Source organism: Sphingobacterium yanglingense, from assembly GCF_004363245.1.
Classification (GTDB): domain Bacteria; phylum Bacteroidota; class Bacteroidia; order Sphingobacteriales; family Sphingobacteriaceae; genus Sphingobacterium; species Sphingobacterium yanglingense.
On sequence record NZ_SNYV01000016.1, the window covers coordinates 1 to 17,254 of the forward strand.

The 17,254-nt window shown below is 40.3% G+C and carries 16 protein-coding genes; 4 read left to right on the plus strand and 12 right to left on the minus strand.

What is annotated here, in order from left to right:
* Both CLV99_RS16140 and CLV99_RS16145 read right to left on the minus strand, forming a co-directional pair.
* The coding region (locus tag CLV99_RS16140) for an Ig-like domain-containing protein (protein WP_133585556.1) at positions 1-3,845 on the minus strand (3,845 nt) is incomplete at its 3' end.
* Between the two features lie 25 nt (positions 3,846-3,870).
* On the minus strand, positions 3,871-4,422 hold the full coding sequence (locus CLV99_RS16145; RefSeq protein WP_133585557.1) for a hypothetical protein: 552 nt from the start codon (positions 4,420-4,422) through the stop codon (positions 3,871-3,873).
* A gap of 334 nt (positions 4,423-4,756) precedes the next feature.
* Here CLV99_RS16145 and CLV99_RS16150 point away from each other — a divergent pair, with 334 nt between their 5' ends.
* On the plus strand, positions 4,757-4,936 hold the full coding sequence (locus tag CLV99_RS16150; RefSeq protein WP_133585558.1) for a hypothetical protein: 180 nt from the start codon (positions 4,757-4,759) through the stop codon (positions 4,934-4,936).
* Between the two features lie 169 nt (positions 4,937-5,105).
* On the opposite strand, the gene hisIE is transcribed toward CLV99_RS16150, so the two are convergent.
* The 10 genes from hisIE to CLV99_RS16200 form a co-directional block, all read right to left on the minus strand.
* Complete coding sequence (hisIE, locus tag CLV99_RS16155; protein WP_133585559.1) at positions 5,106-5,690, minus strand: bifunctional phosphoribosyl-AMP cyclohydrolase/phosphoribosyl-ATP diphosphatase HisIE; 585 nt, start codon at positions 5,688-5,690, stop codon at positions 5,106-5,108.
* 79 nt (positions 5,691-5,769) lie between these two features.
* Complete coding sequence (gene hisF, locus CLV99_RS16160) at positions 5,770-6,522, minus strand: imidazole glycerol phosphate synthase subunit HisF (protein ID WP_133585560.1); 753 nt, start codon at positions 6,520-6,522, stop codon at positions 5,770-5,772.
* Between the two features lie 2 nt (positions 6,523-6,524).
* Positions 6,525-7,277: a 1-(5-phosphoribosyl)-5-[(5-phosphoribosylamino)methylideneamino]imidazole-4-carboxamide isomerase gene (locus CLV99_RS16165; RefSeq protein ID WP_133585561.1), complete on the minus strand. Its 753-nt coding sequence runs from the start codon at positions 7,275-7,277 to the stop codon at positions 6,525-6,527.
* Between the two features lie 98 nt (positions 7,278-7,375).
* Positions 7,376-7,966 (minus strand): imidazole glycerol phosphate synthase subunit HisH, encoded by a 591-nt coding sequence (hisH, locus tag CLV99_RS16170; RefSeq protein WP_133585562.1) that lies wholly within the window; start codon positions 7,964-7,966, stop codon positions 7,376-7,378.
* A gap of 91 nt (positions 7,967-8,057) precedes the next feature.
* Positions 8,058-9,197 carry a bifunctional histidinol-phosphatase/imidazoleglycerol-phosphate dehydratase HisB gene (gene hisB / locus CLV99_RS16175; RefSeq protein ID WP_133585563.1) on the minus strand — a complete coding sequence of 380 codons (1,140 nt, stop codon included), beginning with the start codon at positions 9,195-9,197 and terminating at the stop codon, positions 8,058-8,060.
* Between the two features lie 7 nt (positions 9,198-9,204).
* Complete coding sequence (gene hisC / locus CLV99_RS16180; RefSeq protein WP_133585564.1) at positions 9,205-10,257, minus strand: histidinol-phosphate transaminase; 1,053 nt, start codon at positions 10,255-10,257, stop codon at positions 9,205-9,207.
* 54 nt (positions 10,258-10,311) lie between these two features.
* Positions 10,312-11,223 carry a ribonuclease Z gene (locus tag CLV99_RS16185; RefSeq protein WP_133585565.1) on the minus strand — a complete coding sequence of 304 codons (912 nt, stop codon included), beginning with the start codon at positions 11,221-11,223 and terminating at the stop codon, positions 10,312-10,314.
* Positions 11,224-11,226: 3 nt separating this feature from the next.
* Positions 11,227-11,601 (minus strand): STAS domain-containing protein, encoded by a 375-nt coding sequence (locus tag CLV99_RS16190; RefSeq protein ID WP_133585566.1) that lies wholly within the window; start codon positions 11,599-11,601, stop codon positions 11,227-11,229.
* A 13-nt stretch (positions 11,602-11,614) separates the two neighbouring features.
* Entirely contained in the window at positions 11,615-12,559 is a 945-nt protein-coding gene (locus CLV99_RS16195; RefSeq protein ID WP_133585567.1) for a phosphoribosylaminoimidazolesuccinocarboxamide synthase, read from the minus strand.
* 31 nt (positions 12,560-12,590) lie between these two features.
* Positions 12,591-13,574, minus strand: a complete 984-nt coding sequence (locus CLV99_RS16200; RefSeq protein ID WP_133585568.1) for a PhoH family protein — start codon at positions 13,572-13,574, stop codon at positions 12,591-12,593.
* Between the two features lie 384 nt (positions 13,575-13,958).
* On the opposite strand from CLV99_RS16200, the gene CLV99_RS16205 reads away from it, so the two are divergent.
* From CLV99_RS16205 to CLV99_RS16215, 3 genes are all read left to right on the plus strand, one after another.
* A complete protein-coding gene (locus CLV99_RS16205) occupies positions 13,959-14,741 on the plus strand; it encodes an SAM hydrolase/SAM-dependent halogenase family protein (RefSeq protein WP_133585569.1) in 783 nt (260 codons plus the stop codon).
* A gap of 15 nt (positions 14,742-14,756) precedes the next feature.
* Complete coding sequence (locus tag CLV99_RS16210) at positions 14,757-15,287, plus strand: hypothetical protein (protein ID WP_133585570.1); 531 nt, start codon at positions 14,757-14,759, stop codon at positions 15,285-15,287.
* Positions 15,288-15,353: 66 nt separating this feature from the next.
* The gene (locus tag CLV99_RS16215) at positions 15,354-17,192 is read left to right on the plus strand and encodes an ABC transporter ATP-binding protein (protein WP_133585571.1); all 1,839 of its coding nucleotides are present in this window, start codon (positions 15,354-15,356) and stop codon (positions 17,190-17,192) included.
* Positions 17,193-17,254 lie beyond the last annotated feature (62 nt).

Sequence of the window (17,254 nt, forward strand, 5' to 3'; positions counted from 1 at the left end):
GTCTGCGATGCATAGTATTTCTGACCATCAACCAAAGTGGTCGTAGGTGAAAGTAGATTACCACCTGTAGCGGCATCGTACCACTTAATTGTACCTGCACCAGTTGCCTGTAGATTCGCAACCGTATGTGGTGCGATCTCACAGAAAGTCTGGGTAGACTGTGCCGTTGTAGGAGCAGCAATTACAGTAATGGCAACCGTAACCTCTAAACGTTGAACACTCTCACAGCCTCCAACAGTCTGCGATGCATAGTATTTCTGACCATCAACCAAAGTGGTCGTAGGTGAAAGTAGATTACCACCTGTAGCGGCATCGTACCACTTAATTGTACCGTCGGCTAATGCCGTAGCATCTAACTGCGCAACCGTATGTGGCGCGATCTCACAGAAAGTCTGGGTAGACTGTGTCGTTGTAGGGGCAGCGACACTCGTAACTGTTATCGTCGCCTCTCCTGAAATAACCGAACAGTTTCCATTGGATACTGTAACACGTACCTTACTACCATTGTAAGCTAAAGATGCTCCAGTAAGCGTGAGTGTACTTCCATTGATACTAATTTTATCTTGTGTAGCATTTGGTAAAGAAACCCAAGTCGTGCCATTATAATATTCCCAAGTATAAGTCAAATTCGTACCAGTCGCTGTTACTGAAACTGAACCAGTACTTCCTTCACAAACCGTCAAGTTACTTACATTGGCAGTTATCTCTGGAAGCGCTGAAATAGTTACTACAATAGGAACACGTGGACCTGAACATGTCACAGCAGGTCCTTGGGCAATCCAATATGTGGTAGTACCTACCGTACTAGTATTAATTATAAGGTCAGTTAATGGCTGAGCTGTTCCACCAGTCTCCGTAGTAAAGTAATATAAAGCATGGGCCGGAGTAGCTGTACCAGCTACAATAAAAGGAGCGAGAGGATTAGAACCTAATACCGCATCTTTACAGAAAGTGGCTGGTTGCGTTATTGGTTTCGCAGTATTACTCGTATTTGTTATTGTAAAAGTAAAGAAACAATTTGAAGATACTCCAGGAGGATATGCATAATATGTTACAGTTCCTGCTGTAGTTGGGAAAGGGTTACTCTCGTCATATTCTATAAGTGTTCCAGTACCGTCTCTTGGAATGTTATAAAATTCTGTACCTATAGGAAACTGAGAAGCAATATCATCAAAAGGAACAGCTGTTGTATTACAAAAATAAAACGCACGTTGTGGATCAACATCTTGACAGTTGGCTGCTATAAATGCGGCTGCGTCAATATTGAAATTCAGCGGTCCTGAAATAGGAGAACCAACACATGGTCCGTCCTGACTAAACCCATTAATAAGAGGAACATTACTGAAAGGGGTTTGGGAAGTCACACCCATTCCCGACATCATTCCTCCTAATGTTAACACAGGCGAACATCCTGCCGGGGTTTTTAATATTTGGCAATCATCAGTGACTTTTATTTTAAATTTCAGTGTTGCACGAAGATTGGCGATTCCACCACCAGCGGTACCTTGAGCCAGGGTTCCCATATTAACTGTAAGAGTTCCTGGTATACCTGAATGTACTGCCTGTTGACCTCCTGTCACATTATTATAAACTATCGATGCTGATCCAGGGACATAACTTGCAGTATAAGGAATAGGAATATTCAACATCGCATTCTGAATAGCTTCTGCATTATTAGAAACCTGAACCGTATATTCTATTTCTTGCCCTGGCGTTACGGTACTAGTTCCCGATGTTAACGGTCCTCCTCCAGATGTTGCTATTGCTGAACTAACTCCATTAACATCAGGAACATACGCATCAATAGCCAGTGCAACCATCGAAATCGTATACAGGTCTTGTGTGCTACCATAGCGTAACGTTGTCGCTGTCTGATTATTGTCGATAAATTGATTTTGAGGACTAGTATTTTGATCTTGCAAATAAAACATAGCAATATCAATCCCGGTATTGTTGGTATAACTCGGCAATCTATTATTTCCTCCCGTAAAAACAGATGAATTGAAGAAATTCCCTGTAGTATTACCACCATGCGAAACTCTAGGATAGCTCGATGTAGCTCTTTCTCTTACAGATAGAAAATCGCCCGAGATATCCCGATCACCTTCTCCTGCCATAATCCCCATTTTCACCTTCACTAATCCATTTTGAGCGGCTTGGAACCCAGAGATAGCTAAATCGTACGAAGTAGTTGTACCAGAAGATCCTTCACGTTGAACAAATGCATGCCCATCATATACCATCACATCGCGCCAGATCTCACCTGCGTTTTCATATACCACAACTAAACTCCAACAACCGAAATACCCGGTGTCTCCCCCATCTCCTTCAAGCAAAGCAATATCAGCCGCCCAATAATTACCTACTCCATGGGTTTGCACATAAGGTGTCACATCATGATATGCAGAAAAAATACCCCCATAACTTGAAGTAGCGTAGTGTATATCTGTACCATTGGCCGTATACTCTACGTAAGGCTGTCCCTCTTTCTTAAATTTTATCTTTCGTTTATCAAAAGTGCGCGATTGAGAACTGTTTTGCCATACTTGACCAAAAACACGAACATTGGCATCTGATGCTGATTCTGTTTGAGTTACGGTTCGATCTACTCTGCTATCTCTAACTAAGTTGAAAAGATTTAGTGTCGTGGTACCATCTGTCCATAAAGTAATTGGTGTAAAACCATATGTTTTTGTGGTGGTACCTGTAGGCGTATTTTGTCCAGCAACAGAAACAAAAGTGCCTCCTCCATCGGTGCTATGATACACATAAGGAGCTGTATTACGTACCTCAAAGATATGTGTTGGTAAAGAAGGTGCCGTAAACGTGTAACGGGGATAGTAGCCTACATTAACATCCTCTATTCCAGAAACAGTAATTCGCGCATAGGAATCACTTCTATATTCATTCTGAGTTCTATTTTGACCTTCATTCCTTTCCAACCTATCAATTGTTAAGCTGACTCCACCTATCGTATTGATAGTTACAGGGTCAAAAGTCACATATTCTTTATTACCCGACAATGTCCCTCTAGATTGGCCTGTTGGTTCTGTCCAACTACTTCCTCCATCTGTGGAATATCGTATTGCCCGTGGTGAATTACTGACATCATCACTATTTGTGAACTCAAAGACAATATTGGGTTGATTCCCTGCTCCTGTAAAGAGATATTGAACATAATAAGGATTACTAGAACCTAGTCGTGTAACAGACAACGTATAGTCAAAACCCCTATTATTTATACGATTGACATAGCCACCACCACTACTATGACGCATATTAAAACTCTGATTAACAGGAGTAGCGACAATTTCTGTCAGCCTTGTTACCGACATTGTATAAGGTGTATACGTTATCGCTACGTTATGATCAACTTTCTGAGTATTATCATAGTTGTTCAACTGCGGAGCATTTTTTGTTACATTAAATGTATACTGATTGCTTATATTAGACCTTCCAGTCCAATACAAACCTGCAAATAAGATATTCGTACAAGCTGGGTTCGAATTTGCCGACAAGGGCAACTTCAATTCTGACATCGAAGAATTCCAAGTTATAGGATCATTATCTACGTCAACATGAGACATGTTGGTATTACTATTTCCACCATTTGGATCTGTCGCATTGCCATCCAGATAACCCGTACGAGTAAGATTGGTATTACCCGCCATGCTAAAATCTCCTCTTATTCTATAAATACCATTAGTCGGCGTACCTGAAGTTGCTCGCTTAGTAAACGGCTTTACAACCTGCGCATGCACCGATGTAAAAGCGACCATCAATAATAAAAGCCACATTAGCCGAACTATTCGGACTGAAAAATAGGTATGTGCTGTTCTTTTCATTTCAAATCAGATTAATCGGTGAATACTATCTTGGTATGGAGATTTTATAAAGTATAGATCCCCTGAATAGATCTAGACCTTTTATAGTAGAAAGACTTCTACGGACACAGTCATCCTGATTTTCTCCTTCACAAGGGCTATATTCAAAGATGAATAGAATATACTTTAACTGATTAGAATCAGTCAACGGTGTTAAATCTACTGATTGACCCAAATCCGTCACGGATGAAACTTTTATCCGTAACAACTCAATAGAGTTGAGTGATGGGACCAATTGGTCAACCGACACCAAATTTTCAGCATCTACATAGGCTACTCTTGGTGCTGGGGCTTTTTGTTCTACTGCTGGCATAGACATTCTAGACATACGCCCTGTCTGCGCTTTAGTCACAGTTGTAGATGGTTGCAAATCATATGCAAGAGATTTTAAACTAGCTGCTTCATCCGCTGCTAGCTCACTAATCTTTCTATTAAATGATTCCACCTTTTGTGCTTGTGCAATATTCAATGCACAGAACAGCATCCAAAAAAGTAGAAATTTTAGTGATACTAATTTTGAAATAAAATTCGTTTTCATAACCTTCATATTTTAGCGATGCATCTACTGCATCATGTCTTGTTTGGCAATTGAAGTGGAGCATCTAGGTTCCACCTCGCTTGATTATTTCTTAGTCAATCTTGTTTGGTTTGTAGATCCTGCCCCTTAGTAGAGGCTATAATTTGGTCGGATTTACATGGCGAAGTTTGGAATAAAAAGGGAAGTTGAAGGCCTATTTAAGTAGACAAGTAAGGGTACAATCTCTATTCCGAGGAGACAAAACGACACAAAAAAACATGTATCACAAGTGGACAAACAAAAATCAACACACTGAAAAACAACACAATAGATAAAACACTATAGTGGACAAGACATGGGTACAACAAAACATTGTAAAACGAAACAACAGGTAGGTCAAACTATCCTAGCTGTCTCCTATAATGAGGCGTTGACTATCCTTTGCCTACCCGAAAAACGTTCTTTGATTGATTGGAAGCACGAAGAAAACAATCCACGGAAGAGAGAGTCCTTGTACCTAAATGCAAAATTGTAATGGTAGCGTTCAAGTTCCATCGCTGTGGAACCAACCCTCCGATCTTTCTGCAAGAACTATAATTGGAGTATAAAAAAGTTCTTGATGGCTTCTAAAAAATGTACTTTCAGAAAAAAAGAGCGCTATACATGATATAGCGCTCTTTTCTATTTAGGATGAAGAATGAATTCTATTTATGTCGTTCTTCTAGATTTTTTGCGATAGTTTCTAAAGAAAACCCTTTTTCACGTAGCAAAACAAGTAAATGGAAAATCAGATCAGACGTTTCATCTACAAACTCCTTATCAGACTGTGCTAATGCAGCGATTACCGTTTCTACAGCCTCTTCGCCTACTTTTTGTGCTATTTTATTAAGCCCCTTATCTCTAAGATGATTGACATAAGATTCCTGTGTAGGGAATTCATAACGTTGTTGTATAATACGTTCTAACTCGGCAATAAAGTTATTGCCATAATCTGTTGTAAAACAACTTCTACTACCTGTATGACAAGTAGGCCCTGCGGGCTGAACCTTTATAAGGATAGTATCCTGATCACAATCAATGTGAAAATTCTTCATCCATAAGAAATTGCCACTTTCCTCGCCTTTAGTCCAAAGTCTATTTTTTGACCTCGAGTAAAAAGTAACTTTTTCTTCCTTTTGTGTTTTCTCCCAGGCTTCTTCATTCATATAGCCCAACATAAGTACTTCTAATGTTTGGACATCTTGAATGATTACAGGAACGAGTCCATCACCTTTTTCAAAATCTATCATTTTTTTGTTAGTATTGAGTACCGAGTATCGGGTATTTAGACCGTACATGTCTTATGTCTAATACCGGCTATCTCCAATGTTATCGTACCGCTATGCCTTCGGTGCGTAGTATTTCTTTTAATTCAGGAATTAGTATCTCTCCATAATGGAATACTGAGGCTGCTAAAGCTGCGTCAACATTCGACTGTTGAAATACATCCACAAAGTGCTGCTCATTTCCTGCTCCTCCAGAAGCAATCAATGGAATATGAATCAACTTATTGATCTGCCCTAACAGTGGATTATCAAATCCATTCTTCGTCCCATCATGATCCATTGAAGTAAGCAATATCTCACCAGCTCCTCTGCTTTCGGCTTCTTTAATCCATTCTTCGGTATGTATATCGGTTTTTTCCCTACCCCCACGTAGATGCACATAGTTAACACCTTCTACAAAGCGAGTATCTACTGCAACTACAACAAATTGAGATCCAAATGTCTTTGCCAAATCATCTATCAATTGTCGATTCCTAACCGCAGCCGAATTGATAGATATCTTATCTGCACCACTGTTTAAAAGAATCTCTGCATCACGCAATTCATTGATCCCCCCACCTATTGTAAATGGAATGTTTACCTGCTTTGCAACCGATTTAACAAGATCGATTGTGGTCTTACGTCCTTCATGAGTAGCCGTAATATCCAGAAAAACAAGTTCATCAGCTCCCTGTTGTGAATACTGCCAAGCTAGTTCCACTGGATCGCCTGCATCACGAAGATCCACGAAATTCACACCTTTGACTGTGCGCCCATCTTTCACATCCAAACAAGGGATAATACGCTTAGCAAGCATACTTAGAACTTAATTAAGGTTTTAAGATTCCAATCCTTTATCTCGTCAATAGAGATTTTGTTCTCATAAATAGCCTTACCTACTACACAGGATTCTAAACCACCTAGCTCGTTGAGATTTTCTAAATCTTTCATTGAAGATATCCCTCCCGAACCGATCAACTTGATAATTGGGGAATGAGTCAATAATTTCTTATACAAGTCAATTCCAGCACCACCCATCTTCCCATCTTTCGATATATCTGTACATAGGAAACGGAAGAAGCCTAGCGCAAGACACTTATCGATATATTCGATAAGTTTGATCGGCGAGCTTTCCAACCAACCTGAATACTTGATAACCTCATCCAACACATCAATAGCAATTACGATTCGATTGGCGTATTTAACACGGCCTTCATTCAACTTGCTCAGTTCTTCAAGAAAAGAAGGGTTTGTGATGGCCTGAGTACCCACGATAACACGGAATACCCCCGCATCGATAAGCTCCTTCACTTTTTCGATACTGCGCACACCACCTCCATATTGTACCTTCATATCTGTACGACGGACAATATCGAAAAGATATTCTTGGTTAGAGAAATCTCCCTTAGCACCGTTCAGATCAATGATATGTACCATCTCCGTACCATTAGCATGGTATTTTTTGATCTGATCTTCTAAGGAAATATCGTAAGTAGTCACCTCATCGTAAGAGCCTTCTCTTAAGCGGACTACCTTTTTGTCTAAAACATCAATCGCTGGAATGATATACATAGTAAAGTAAAAATTAAAAAGTTAAAAGTTTAAAAGCCTATCCTCTCCCCTTACCTTATCACAGGCCTAGCGTTACAAAAATAGTCTTTAATTTCTATTTATATTTTAGTAAAATTTATTAACAGTTGTTCGCCATGTACACCAGACTTCTCTGGGTGGAACTGTACTCCATAAAAATTATCTTTCTGAATAGCTGCAGAATAATCTATGCCGTAATTACAGGTTGCTCCTGTGTAGACTGGGTTGTGCTCAATAAAGAAAGAGTGCACAAAATAAAAATAGGTATCCTCCGGAATATCTTTAAATAAAGGACAATCGGCTTCTGCCTTGACACTATTCCATCCCATATGTGGCACCTTCAGTGTTACTCTATTCTTAAAATGCAACGTTTTCAAAGGAAAAACAGACAACAGTTCTGAATCTCCTTCTTCCGAATAGGATGTCAACAATTGCATACCGACACAGATCCCCAATACAGGTTTCTGCAATGAAAGAATAGTCTCCACCAATCCACTCTCGTTCAATTTGCTCATCGCTGCACCCGCGTGCCCAACTCCCGGAATTATAACACGATCAAACTGATCAAAGTCTTCTTTATTATTAATCATTCCATATCCGACCTGGATACGGTCCAATGCTGCAGTTAATGAAAAAATATTTCCTGCACCGTAGTTAACTATACCAATCATTGTTAGTAGTTAGATGTTAGCATTTAGTCGTCAGATCTTAGATGTTAATAATTATACAGTCTAAATACCACGTACTAAATACTTAATACTATTACAGCACTCCCTTTGTACTTGGCAACTGCATATTTTCTGCATCCCGTCGTACCGCCTTTTTAATGGATTTAGCAAAAGCTTTAAAGACAGCTTCAATCTTATGATGCTCATTATCGCCTTCGGCTTTGATATTTAAATTAGCTTTCGCCGCATCTGAAAATGACTTAAAGAAATGGAAAAACATCTCTGTTGGCATATCTCCTATCTTCTCCCGCTTAAATTCAGCATCCCACACAATCCAATTGCGACCACCAAAATCTAGAGCAACTTGCGCCAGACAGTCGTCCATTGGCAAAGTATATGCATATCGCTCGATACCCCGTTTATCTCCAAGCACCTTCAAAAACACTTCGCCCAAAGCTATACCTGTATCTTCAATGGTATGGTGCTCGTCTATATGCAAATCTCCTTTTGCGTGCACCGTCAGGTCAATAGCACCATGCCGTGCAATCTGGTCTAGCATATGATCAAAAAACGGCAATCCCGTATGGATATCTGCCTTTCCAGAACCGTCTAGATTTACTTTAATATAAATATCTGTTTCATTGGTCTTCCGATAGTGCTCGGCTACCCTGGTATTCAGTTTCAAGAACTCATAAACAGCTTTCCAGTCAGAAGTCTCTAACGCAACGCAATCGTCTGTAATTTCAACTTGTTCCGCCTTACCCAATTCATCATTATTACGTAACCAGATAGCCTTTGCCCCCAAGTTTTGCGCAAGTTTTACATCATTGACCCGATCACCTATAACAAAAGATTCACCAAGATTATATTTCGTCTCGTCAAAATATTCCGACAGCATACCTATTCCTGGCTTACGGGTTGCAGCATTTTCATGAGGAAAAGTTTTATCGATATGCTCTTTCCCAAAAATTACGCCCTCTGCTCTAAATGTATCTACGACAAAGTTATGTACTGGCCAAAAATTCTCTTCAGGATGTGATGCTGTGCCTAGACCATCTTGATTGGACACCAAGATAAGTTCAAAATCCAACTCGCGAGCAATACGTGGAAGGTACTGCAGAGCTCCGGGGTAAAACTTCAACTTTGCAAATGAATCAATCTGTTCATCTTCAGGCTCAAGAATAAGTGTCCCATCCCTGTCAATAAATAATACTCTCTTGATAATATCTTTCATGATTTATTTAGCTGTAAAATTGTTTAATGGCTCCGATCAGTTTTTTATTATCCTCAGTTGTTCCTATTGTGATACGTAGACAGCCCTCGCACAACTCCACCTTCGAGCGGTCTCTTACAATGATTCCTTGACTGACCAAAAAATTATACAGCTCACGGGGCTCTTCCAATCGGGCCAAGATAAAATTGGCGTCAGATGGCGTAATATGCGCAATCTGCGCTATAGTAAGAAGCTCCTGTACGAGCAATTCCCGTTCTGAGACTGTTTGTTGGATCCAACTATTGACTGTATCTACGTTCTCCAACGCTTGCAATACCAAATCCTGAGTTGCTTGATTAATATTATAAGGAGGTTTGATCCTATTGAATACCCGGATAATTTCTTTACTGGCAAATGCCATCCCCAACCGCAATGCGGCTAATCCCCAAGCTTTGGATAGGGTCTGAAGAATGACCAAGTTAGGATATTCGGCCAGTTCTTGTGTAAATGAGCGTTGTTTTGAAAAATTAATGTAAGCTTCGTCGATGACAACCAATCCTTTGAAATGTGTCAGAATCGTTTCTATATCTTGACGGTTTATACTATTCCCTGTAGGATTATTGGGCGAACAGATAAAAATCATCTTAGTATGCATGTCTAATGCCTCAGCAATACCATCTAAGTCCAATTGATAGTCTGCCGTTAGATTGACTTTACGAATCTGTACATCGTTGATATTGGCTGATACTTCGTACATACCATAAGTAGGTGGCACTAAAACCACATTATCTACCCCAGGCTTACAAAAGGCACGGTACAATATATCGATGGCTTCGTCACTACCATTGCCTAAAAAAATATGGTCTGCCGGCACACCTTTGATTTTGGCCAGCTTTTCTTTCACTTGATGTTGTAGCGGATCTGGATAACGGTTGTAATGATGATCCAATGGTGAACCAAAAGCATTTTCATTAGCATCTAATAATACAGACGCTTCTCCTTTAAATTCATCTCTTGCGGAGGAATAAGGGACTAGTTTTTTGATATTGTCCCTTAGTAGGTTATCTAAGTTGAAAGACATATTTTTTGTCCATTAAAATTGAGGTGTAAAGATGGTTAAAAATTTAGAGAATCACTAAACTTTATACCAATTACCCTCAAAAGAAAGGACACTTTCATCAAACACCTCTTTTGCCTCTTCCAACAGTGGTGTCAAATCCTTATAACGCGCTGAATAATGCCCCATTAGAAGTCGTTTCACACCTGCTTGTACAGCTACTTGCGCCGCTTCCAGACTCGTACTATGAAATGTCTCTACCGCTCTCTCCAAAAAACTATGATCGAAGGTAGTTTCATGGTACAAGAGATTTACCCCTTCTATGGCCTCCATATAGCCAGAAAAAGCACGCGTATCCGAACAATACGCATAGCTTCTAGAAGCTGGAGCAGGCTTAGTCAACTCTGCTGCCCGGTATACAGTACCATCCAAATCCGTACAATCGACCCCTTTCTTAAGTTGTTGAAAAAAGACTGTCGGAATATTCATTCCCCCTATTTTCTCTGGGATCAAAGAAGCCGCTCGAGCACCTTCGTCAAAACGAAAGCCTGTCGTAGGAACTCGATGCTGTAACGGAAATGACCGTACAGTCAGCATTTGAGATTTCATAATTACCTCCTCCACATCGGGATTAGTAGCATGAAACACCAAATTATAGCGCAACGTAGTGTCTGAATGTTTAAATTGCAGATGGAGAATATCTAAAAGCGGAGCCGGCCCATGTAAATGCAACTCCGACTTACGTCCTGTCAGATTCATGGAAGACAACAAGCCCACCAATCCTAAATAATGATCTCCATGCAGGTGACTTATAAATATCCGGGATATTTTATTACTCTTAATTCCATAGCGATGCATTTGCATCTGCGTCCCTTCACCGCAATCGATTAGGAATAGCTGCTCATTAAAATTTAGGACCTGTGCCGTAGGGTGGCGTTCGTATATAGGAGTAGCCGAACTGTTCCCTAGGACTAAGACTTCAAACCGCATCTGTTATTTACCTCCTATCAAGTCACGCTGAATCTCATTTCCGAAGATAAGGTCCTCAGCTTCACTTAGGTTTTTGACAATGGTAAAAAAGGCATCAAGATGTGCGACTTTCAATATCTGCCTTACAGCAGGCGTCAATCCAGTAATGATAAACATTCCATCAGCTCCTTGGCACAAACGATCAGCCAACAATCCCATACGCACGCCCTCTTCACAGATATCCTGAACCTGCGACAGGTCCAGCACAATATTACGCTGTCCCGACGTGTTACGAAGCATAAATTCTCCTTTAAGAAAAGCCGCGGCTGCAGCATCCAAATTAGAAGTAAGTGGCTCAATAACAACGTATCGCTCGTGCTTATCAATAGTATAACGCATATCTTTATTCTCTTTATAATTTTTCCAACGCCGCATTCACATTACGTTCGACGCGCTCCAAAACATCTTCCTCGGCAGCGTACTCAAAGCGTTCCCCTGTAATATACTCATAAAGTTCGATATACCGCGCAGATATCGAATCCACGATTTCATCTGTCATTTCAGGCACCTGTTGTCCTTCTTTACCCTGAAACCCATTCTCGATCAACCACTGACGCACAAACTCTTTAGACAGTTGCTTTTGAGGTTCGCCAGCAGCCTGACGCTCTTCATATCCTTCTACATAAAAGTAACGAGAAGAATCTGGTGTATGGATTTCGTCAATTAGATAAATCACCCCATCTTTCTTTCCAAATTCATACTTCGTATCTGCCAAGATAAGTCCTCTCTCCTGAGCAATCTCTACTCCACGCTGATATAATGCATGAGCATACTTCTCCAATTGCTCGTAGTCTTCTACACTTACGATCCCCTGCTTCAAGATTTCCGCTTTGGAAATATCCATATCATGTCCCACTGCCGCTTTTGTCGTTGGTGTAATAATAGGTTGCGGCAATTTATCATTCTCTTTTAGTCCTTCTGGAAGTATCTCTCCACAGAGCTCACGTCCGCCTTCACGATAGGTACGCCAAGCATGTCCAGAAAGATATCCACGGATTACCATTTCTACTTTAAAAGGCTCACACATCTGTCCGATGGTCACCGAAGGATCAGGAACAGTAATCACCCAATTAGGTAAAATATCAGCCGTTGCCTTCAAAAACTTAGCAGCAATCTGATTTAAAACCTGCCCTTTAAAGGGGATAGCCCGAGGGAGTACCACGTCAAATGCCGAAATGCGGTCAGATGCCACCATTACTAAATACTTACTATCTATAGTATAGACATCCCTGACCTTACCTCTGTAAAAAGAGGTCTGTTTATTAAAATTAAAATGGGTTTCTTTTATTGCACTCATCGTATTAAATCGCCCTATTGTTTATATAGTATTAATTATTTGCTTTCAAATCTCCGTAGGCCTCCAAAATACGTTTCACCAATTTATGCCGAACCACATCGCTCCCTGTCAGGTATACGATATCGATTCCACTGATGTTGTCTAATAGTTTAATCGCAGTAGCTAGACCTGATTGAGACTTCTTAGGAAGGTCTATTTGGGTAAGGTCTCCGGTAACAATAAATTTGGCTGTCGGTCCCATACGGGTTAAAAACATTTTGAGCTGCATATCAGTAGCATTCTGCGCCTCATCCAATATCACAAAGCAATTATCCAAGGTACGACCACGCATAAAAGCTAGAGGTGCCACTTCTATTGTCCGGTTTTCCAAATATCCTTTCAATTTCTCAACAGGAATCATATCATCCAATGCATCATAGAGCGGTCTTAAATAAGGGTCCACCTTCTCCTTTAGATCTCCTGGTAAAAAACCTAGATTCTCTCCTGCTTCTACAGCAGGGCGAGTTAAGATAATTCGTTTAATTTCCTTATTACGCAATGCCCGAACAGCCAATGCAACAGCAGTATAAGTTTTACCTGTACCGGCCGGTCCTACAGCAAAAAGGATATCATTCTTATTGATGCTATCCACCATCTTACGCTGGTTGGGTGTCCGCGCACGAACAATCAAACCATTAGGACCATATACAATGGGTTCTCCCTTGAGTCCACCCTGCGGACCATCCTCTTGCTTATCTTTGTCCACCGGACGTTGTTCGCTTGGAGGAATTCCCAATAACTCTTCCAATTCCAAACCACCCAAAGCATTGTATTTGATGACATGATCCGTAATGGCTGAAAACACAGATTCAAACAAGCGCTGCTCCGCTTCTTCTCCCAATACTTTAAGCTCTGTCCCCCTTGCAATCAAACGTATCTTAGGAAATCTATTTTTGATAGATTCAAAATTCTCGTTTTGAGCTCCCCACAGAGAGACCAAATTAACGTTGTCCAAATTGATGATTAATTCGCTCAAATTATTATGGTTTTTAGTTTAAAATGTAACACGTACCATGACCTGCTTTGTTAATTTATCACACCGAATATTATTCGTGTCTATTTTATTCTCAAGGGCATAACTACCACATCACGGTCAAGAGCCTGTAGCTTATCCAACATGGATATTTCCGCAGATAAATATAGATAAGATTTTCAATTTGTATAATGCAAAAACATTCTTATCTAAGCAAATTATATTCAAAAATACAAACTAATATTTTTACATCTATCGAATGTGAAAAATATTCATTATTTTAAAGGCGAACGGCCTTTATGAGCACTAGTTTTACTAACTTTGTCTTTACTTTTTTCAAAAAAACAATAGTTTCAGGGCACGTTTTTAGGACAACGGGCTGTTAATATGGGAGTAATAACATTAACAACAGATTTAGGTTACCGCGATTTTTATCAGGCGGCATTGAAAGGGAGCATAATATCATTGTTGCCCAATGTGCGTTTAATAGATATCACACATGAGATTCCCTCTTTCAACATACAGCACGCTGCTTTTATCCTTCAGAACGCATATCATTATTTCCCAAAAGAGACAGTACACCTCATTGGTATCGATACCGTCTTTCAAGAAAACTGTCGCTATATCGCTATGAAGTTTGACGGGCACTACTTCGTCGGTGCCGACAATGGTATATTTAGCATCATCCTGGGTGAAAAAAAAGCAGAACAGCTCTTCGAAATTGAGATGATGCAAGACCTTCGGTTTTTGCACTTTCCACTGGCCGACATCCTTGTAAAAGCGACCTGCCATATTGCCGAAGGAAACCCTATTGAAGACTTAGGCTCGCCAATAGATACGCCACTACAAAAAGTAACTTTATTGCCAATCATAGAGAACAGCTTTATCAAAGGACATGTTTCCTACATAGACTCTTTTGGAAACGTCATCTCCAACATCAGCAAAGATCTCTTCAATCAGGTTCAAAAAGGAAGAAACTTCATTCTACACTTCAAACGGAACGAAACGATCAACAAAATGAGTTGGCACTACAATGAGGTATCTGAAGGTGAGAAACTATGTCTGTTTGGTATATCCGATTACCTTGAAATTGCTATTAATAAAGGACACGCCAGCAATTTATTGGGTTTATATGCAGATGAAACCATAATGGTTGAATTTTTGGACTGAGACAAATCATAACTCATGAAATACACGCTGCTTATATATCTCCTACTATATAGCTTAGCGCTTATAGCATCATCAACAGACTCTATTTCATTCGAGGCTCAGCGAAATCGGGTCAATGAATTACTCGACCAACGGAGTAAGCGCTTTGGTGATTACACCCAATCCCTAGAGCAGAAGACGGGTGTCTTTGGCTTATTCAAAACCAAAAACGACATGCAGAAGTCAATAGACATTTTAAAATCTGTAGTCATCAACGACAATGCGATATTCCTCGAAACACGAAAACTCCTCAACCTAAAAGATAGCGAAGCAGCGCATTTTCAGACACTCGCTAAAGAGTACGACCAGCAAATAACTGCCTTCATGAAGACAATATCCAAGCTGCAGGCTGAAAACGAACATTTAAGGGAGAATATCAAAACCTTGGAGGAGGAAGACCATCAAGACAATAAATACCAATATATCGTGTTTGTAATTCTCCTCCTAGCAGGAGTCCTATTTTTCGTATACAAACGTCGTAAAACGCAAAATGTGACGAAAGTTTGATAAGGCGACTACTTTATATCATTACATTTGTCAGTTGGAACAAAAAAGCTTATAAGATTATAAACAATGGCTAGACCAAGATTGAACAGTGGCGATTCGCATTCCGATGATTTACCCAAGCCCAAATTAAACAAAGAACTACTTAAAAAGGCTACTCAGATTTTATCTTATCTAAAACCTTACAAAGGTAAGTTTATTTTAGGCATGATCTTCCTGATCCTATCTAGTTTGACGATGCTCACTTTTCCAGCATTACTGGGAGCTATGATTGATGCTGCGCAAGGAAAACAAACCTACCCTTGGCTTGAATCAAGCGTACTTTTCATAGGTGGGCTATCATTAGTGATCCTATCATTTCAATCTATCATGTCTTTTTTTCGCATTCGTCTATTTGTCGAAATTGCAGAAAAAGCATTGGCTAGCATCCGTAGAGAGTCCTATCTAAAGTTAATCACCCTTCCTATTGACTTCTTTGCCAACCGCAGAGTTGGAGAATTGAACAGCAGACTGTCGGCCGATTTATCACAAATCCAAGACATCATGACAACCACGCTCGCTGAAATAATCAGACAGACGATCAGTCTAGTCATCGGAGTTCTCCTCCTAATCATTGTATCCCCCAAGCTGGCATTGATGAATTTATGCATCTTACCCATTCTTGTCGTCACAGCTATTTTCTTTGGCCGATTCATACGGAACCTTTCAAAACAGACACAAGATCAGCTTGCTGACTCGAACAGTATCGTCCAAGAGACCCTTCTTGGCATATCCAATGTCAAGGCATTTGTAAATGAGTACTATGAAGCACACCGATACAGTAAAAAACTAGATAATGTCGTGAATCTTTCGGTTAAAGCAGCAACCTACCGAGGTTTATTTGCTTCATTTATCATCTTCTGTATATTCGGTGCAGTTATCGCTGTCATCTGGTATGGAGCGTCATTAGTCGCTGCAGGAGAAATTACTGTAGGAGACTTGACCACCTACATCCTATACTCTATGTTTGTTGCTGGTTCGATGGGCAGCTTCCCTGAACTATATGCGGGACTACAAAGAGCATTAGGCTCCAGCGAACGTGTTATAGAAATACTTAATGAAAACACAGAAGATATCAAGGTAACCGAAGAGGATAAAAATATCAAACGGCATATCATGGGCAAACTAACATTCAACCAAGTCAGCTTTGCCTATCCTTCACGTCCAGAATGCAACATTCTGAATGAAATTTCGTTTACAGCCGATGCTGGACAAAAAATAGCCATAGTAGGCCCTAGTGGTGCCGGTAAATCTACAATAGCTTCTTTAATACTTCAGTTCTATCAGCCTTCCTCCGGTGAAATCCGTTATGACGAAATACCAGCTTCCAGCTTTGCCATCACGGATATACGAAACCAAATAGGCATTGTACCTCAAGATGTATTGCTTTTTGGGGGCACTATACGGGAAAACATTAATTATGGAAAGCTAGATGCGAATGCTGAAAGCGTTATTGAAGCTGCCAAACGGGCAAATGCACATGACTTTATCATGGGATTTCCAGACGGCTACGACACCATGGTCGGTGAAAGAGGGGTTAAACTGTCCGGAGGCCAACGCCAACGTATCGCCATAGCACGAGCATTACTAAAAGATCCAGCTATCCTTATATTAGATGAAGCGACTTCGTCCTTAGATTCCGAATCAGAAAGACTGGTCCAAGAGGCGCTGGAAGAGCTCATGAAAAACAGAACATCAATTATTATTGCCCACCGTCTCTCTACGATAAAGAATGCAGACAACATCCTGGTAATCGACGAAGGTAGAGTGGCAGATTTTGGCAACCATGTCGAACTCCTGTCAAAAGGCTCTGGACTGTACCACCACCTTTACACCCTACAATCCAGTCAGAAAAGTCTAACACAATAAAAACTAAAACCGTTACTTTCGGTTAAAATTTGTTAATCCATTTTCCCAGAAAACTTTTTGGA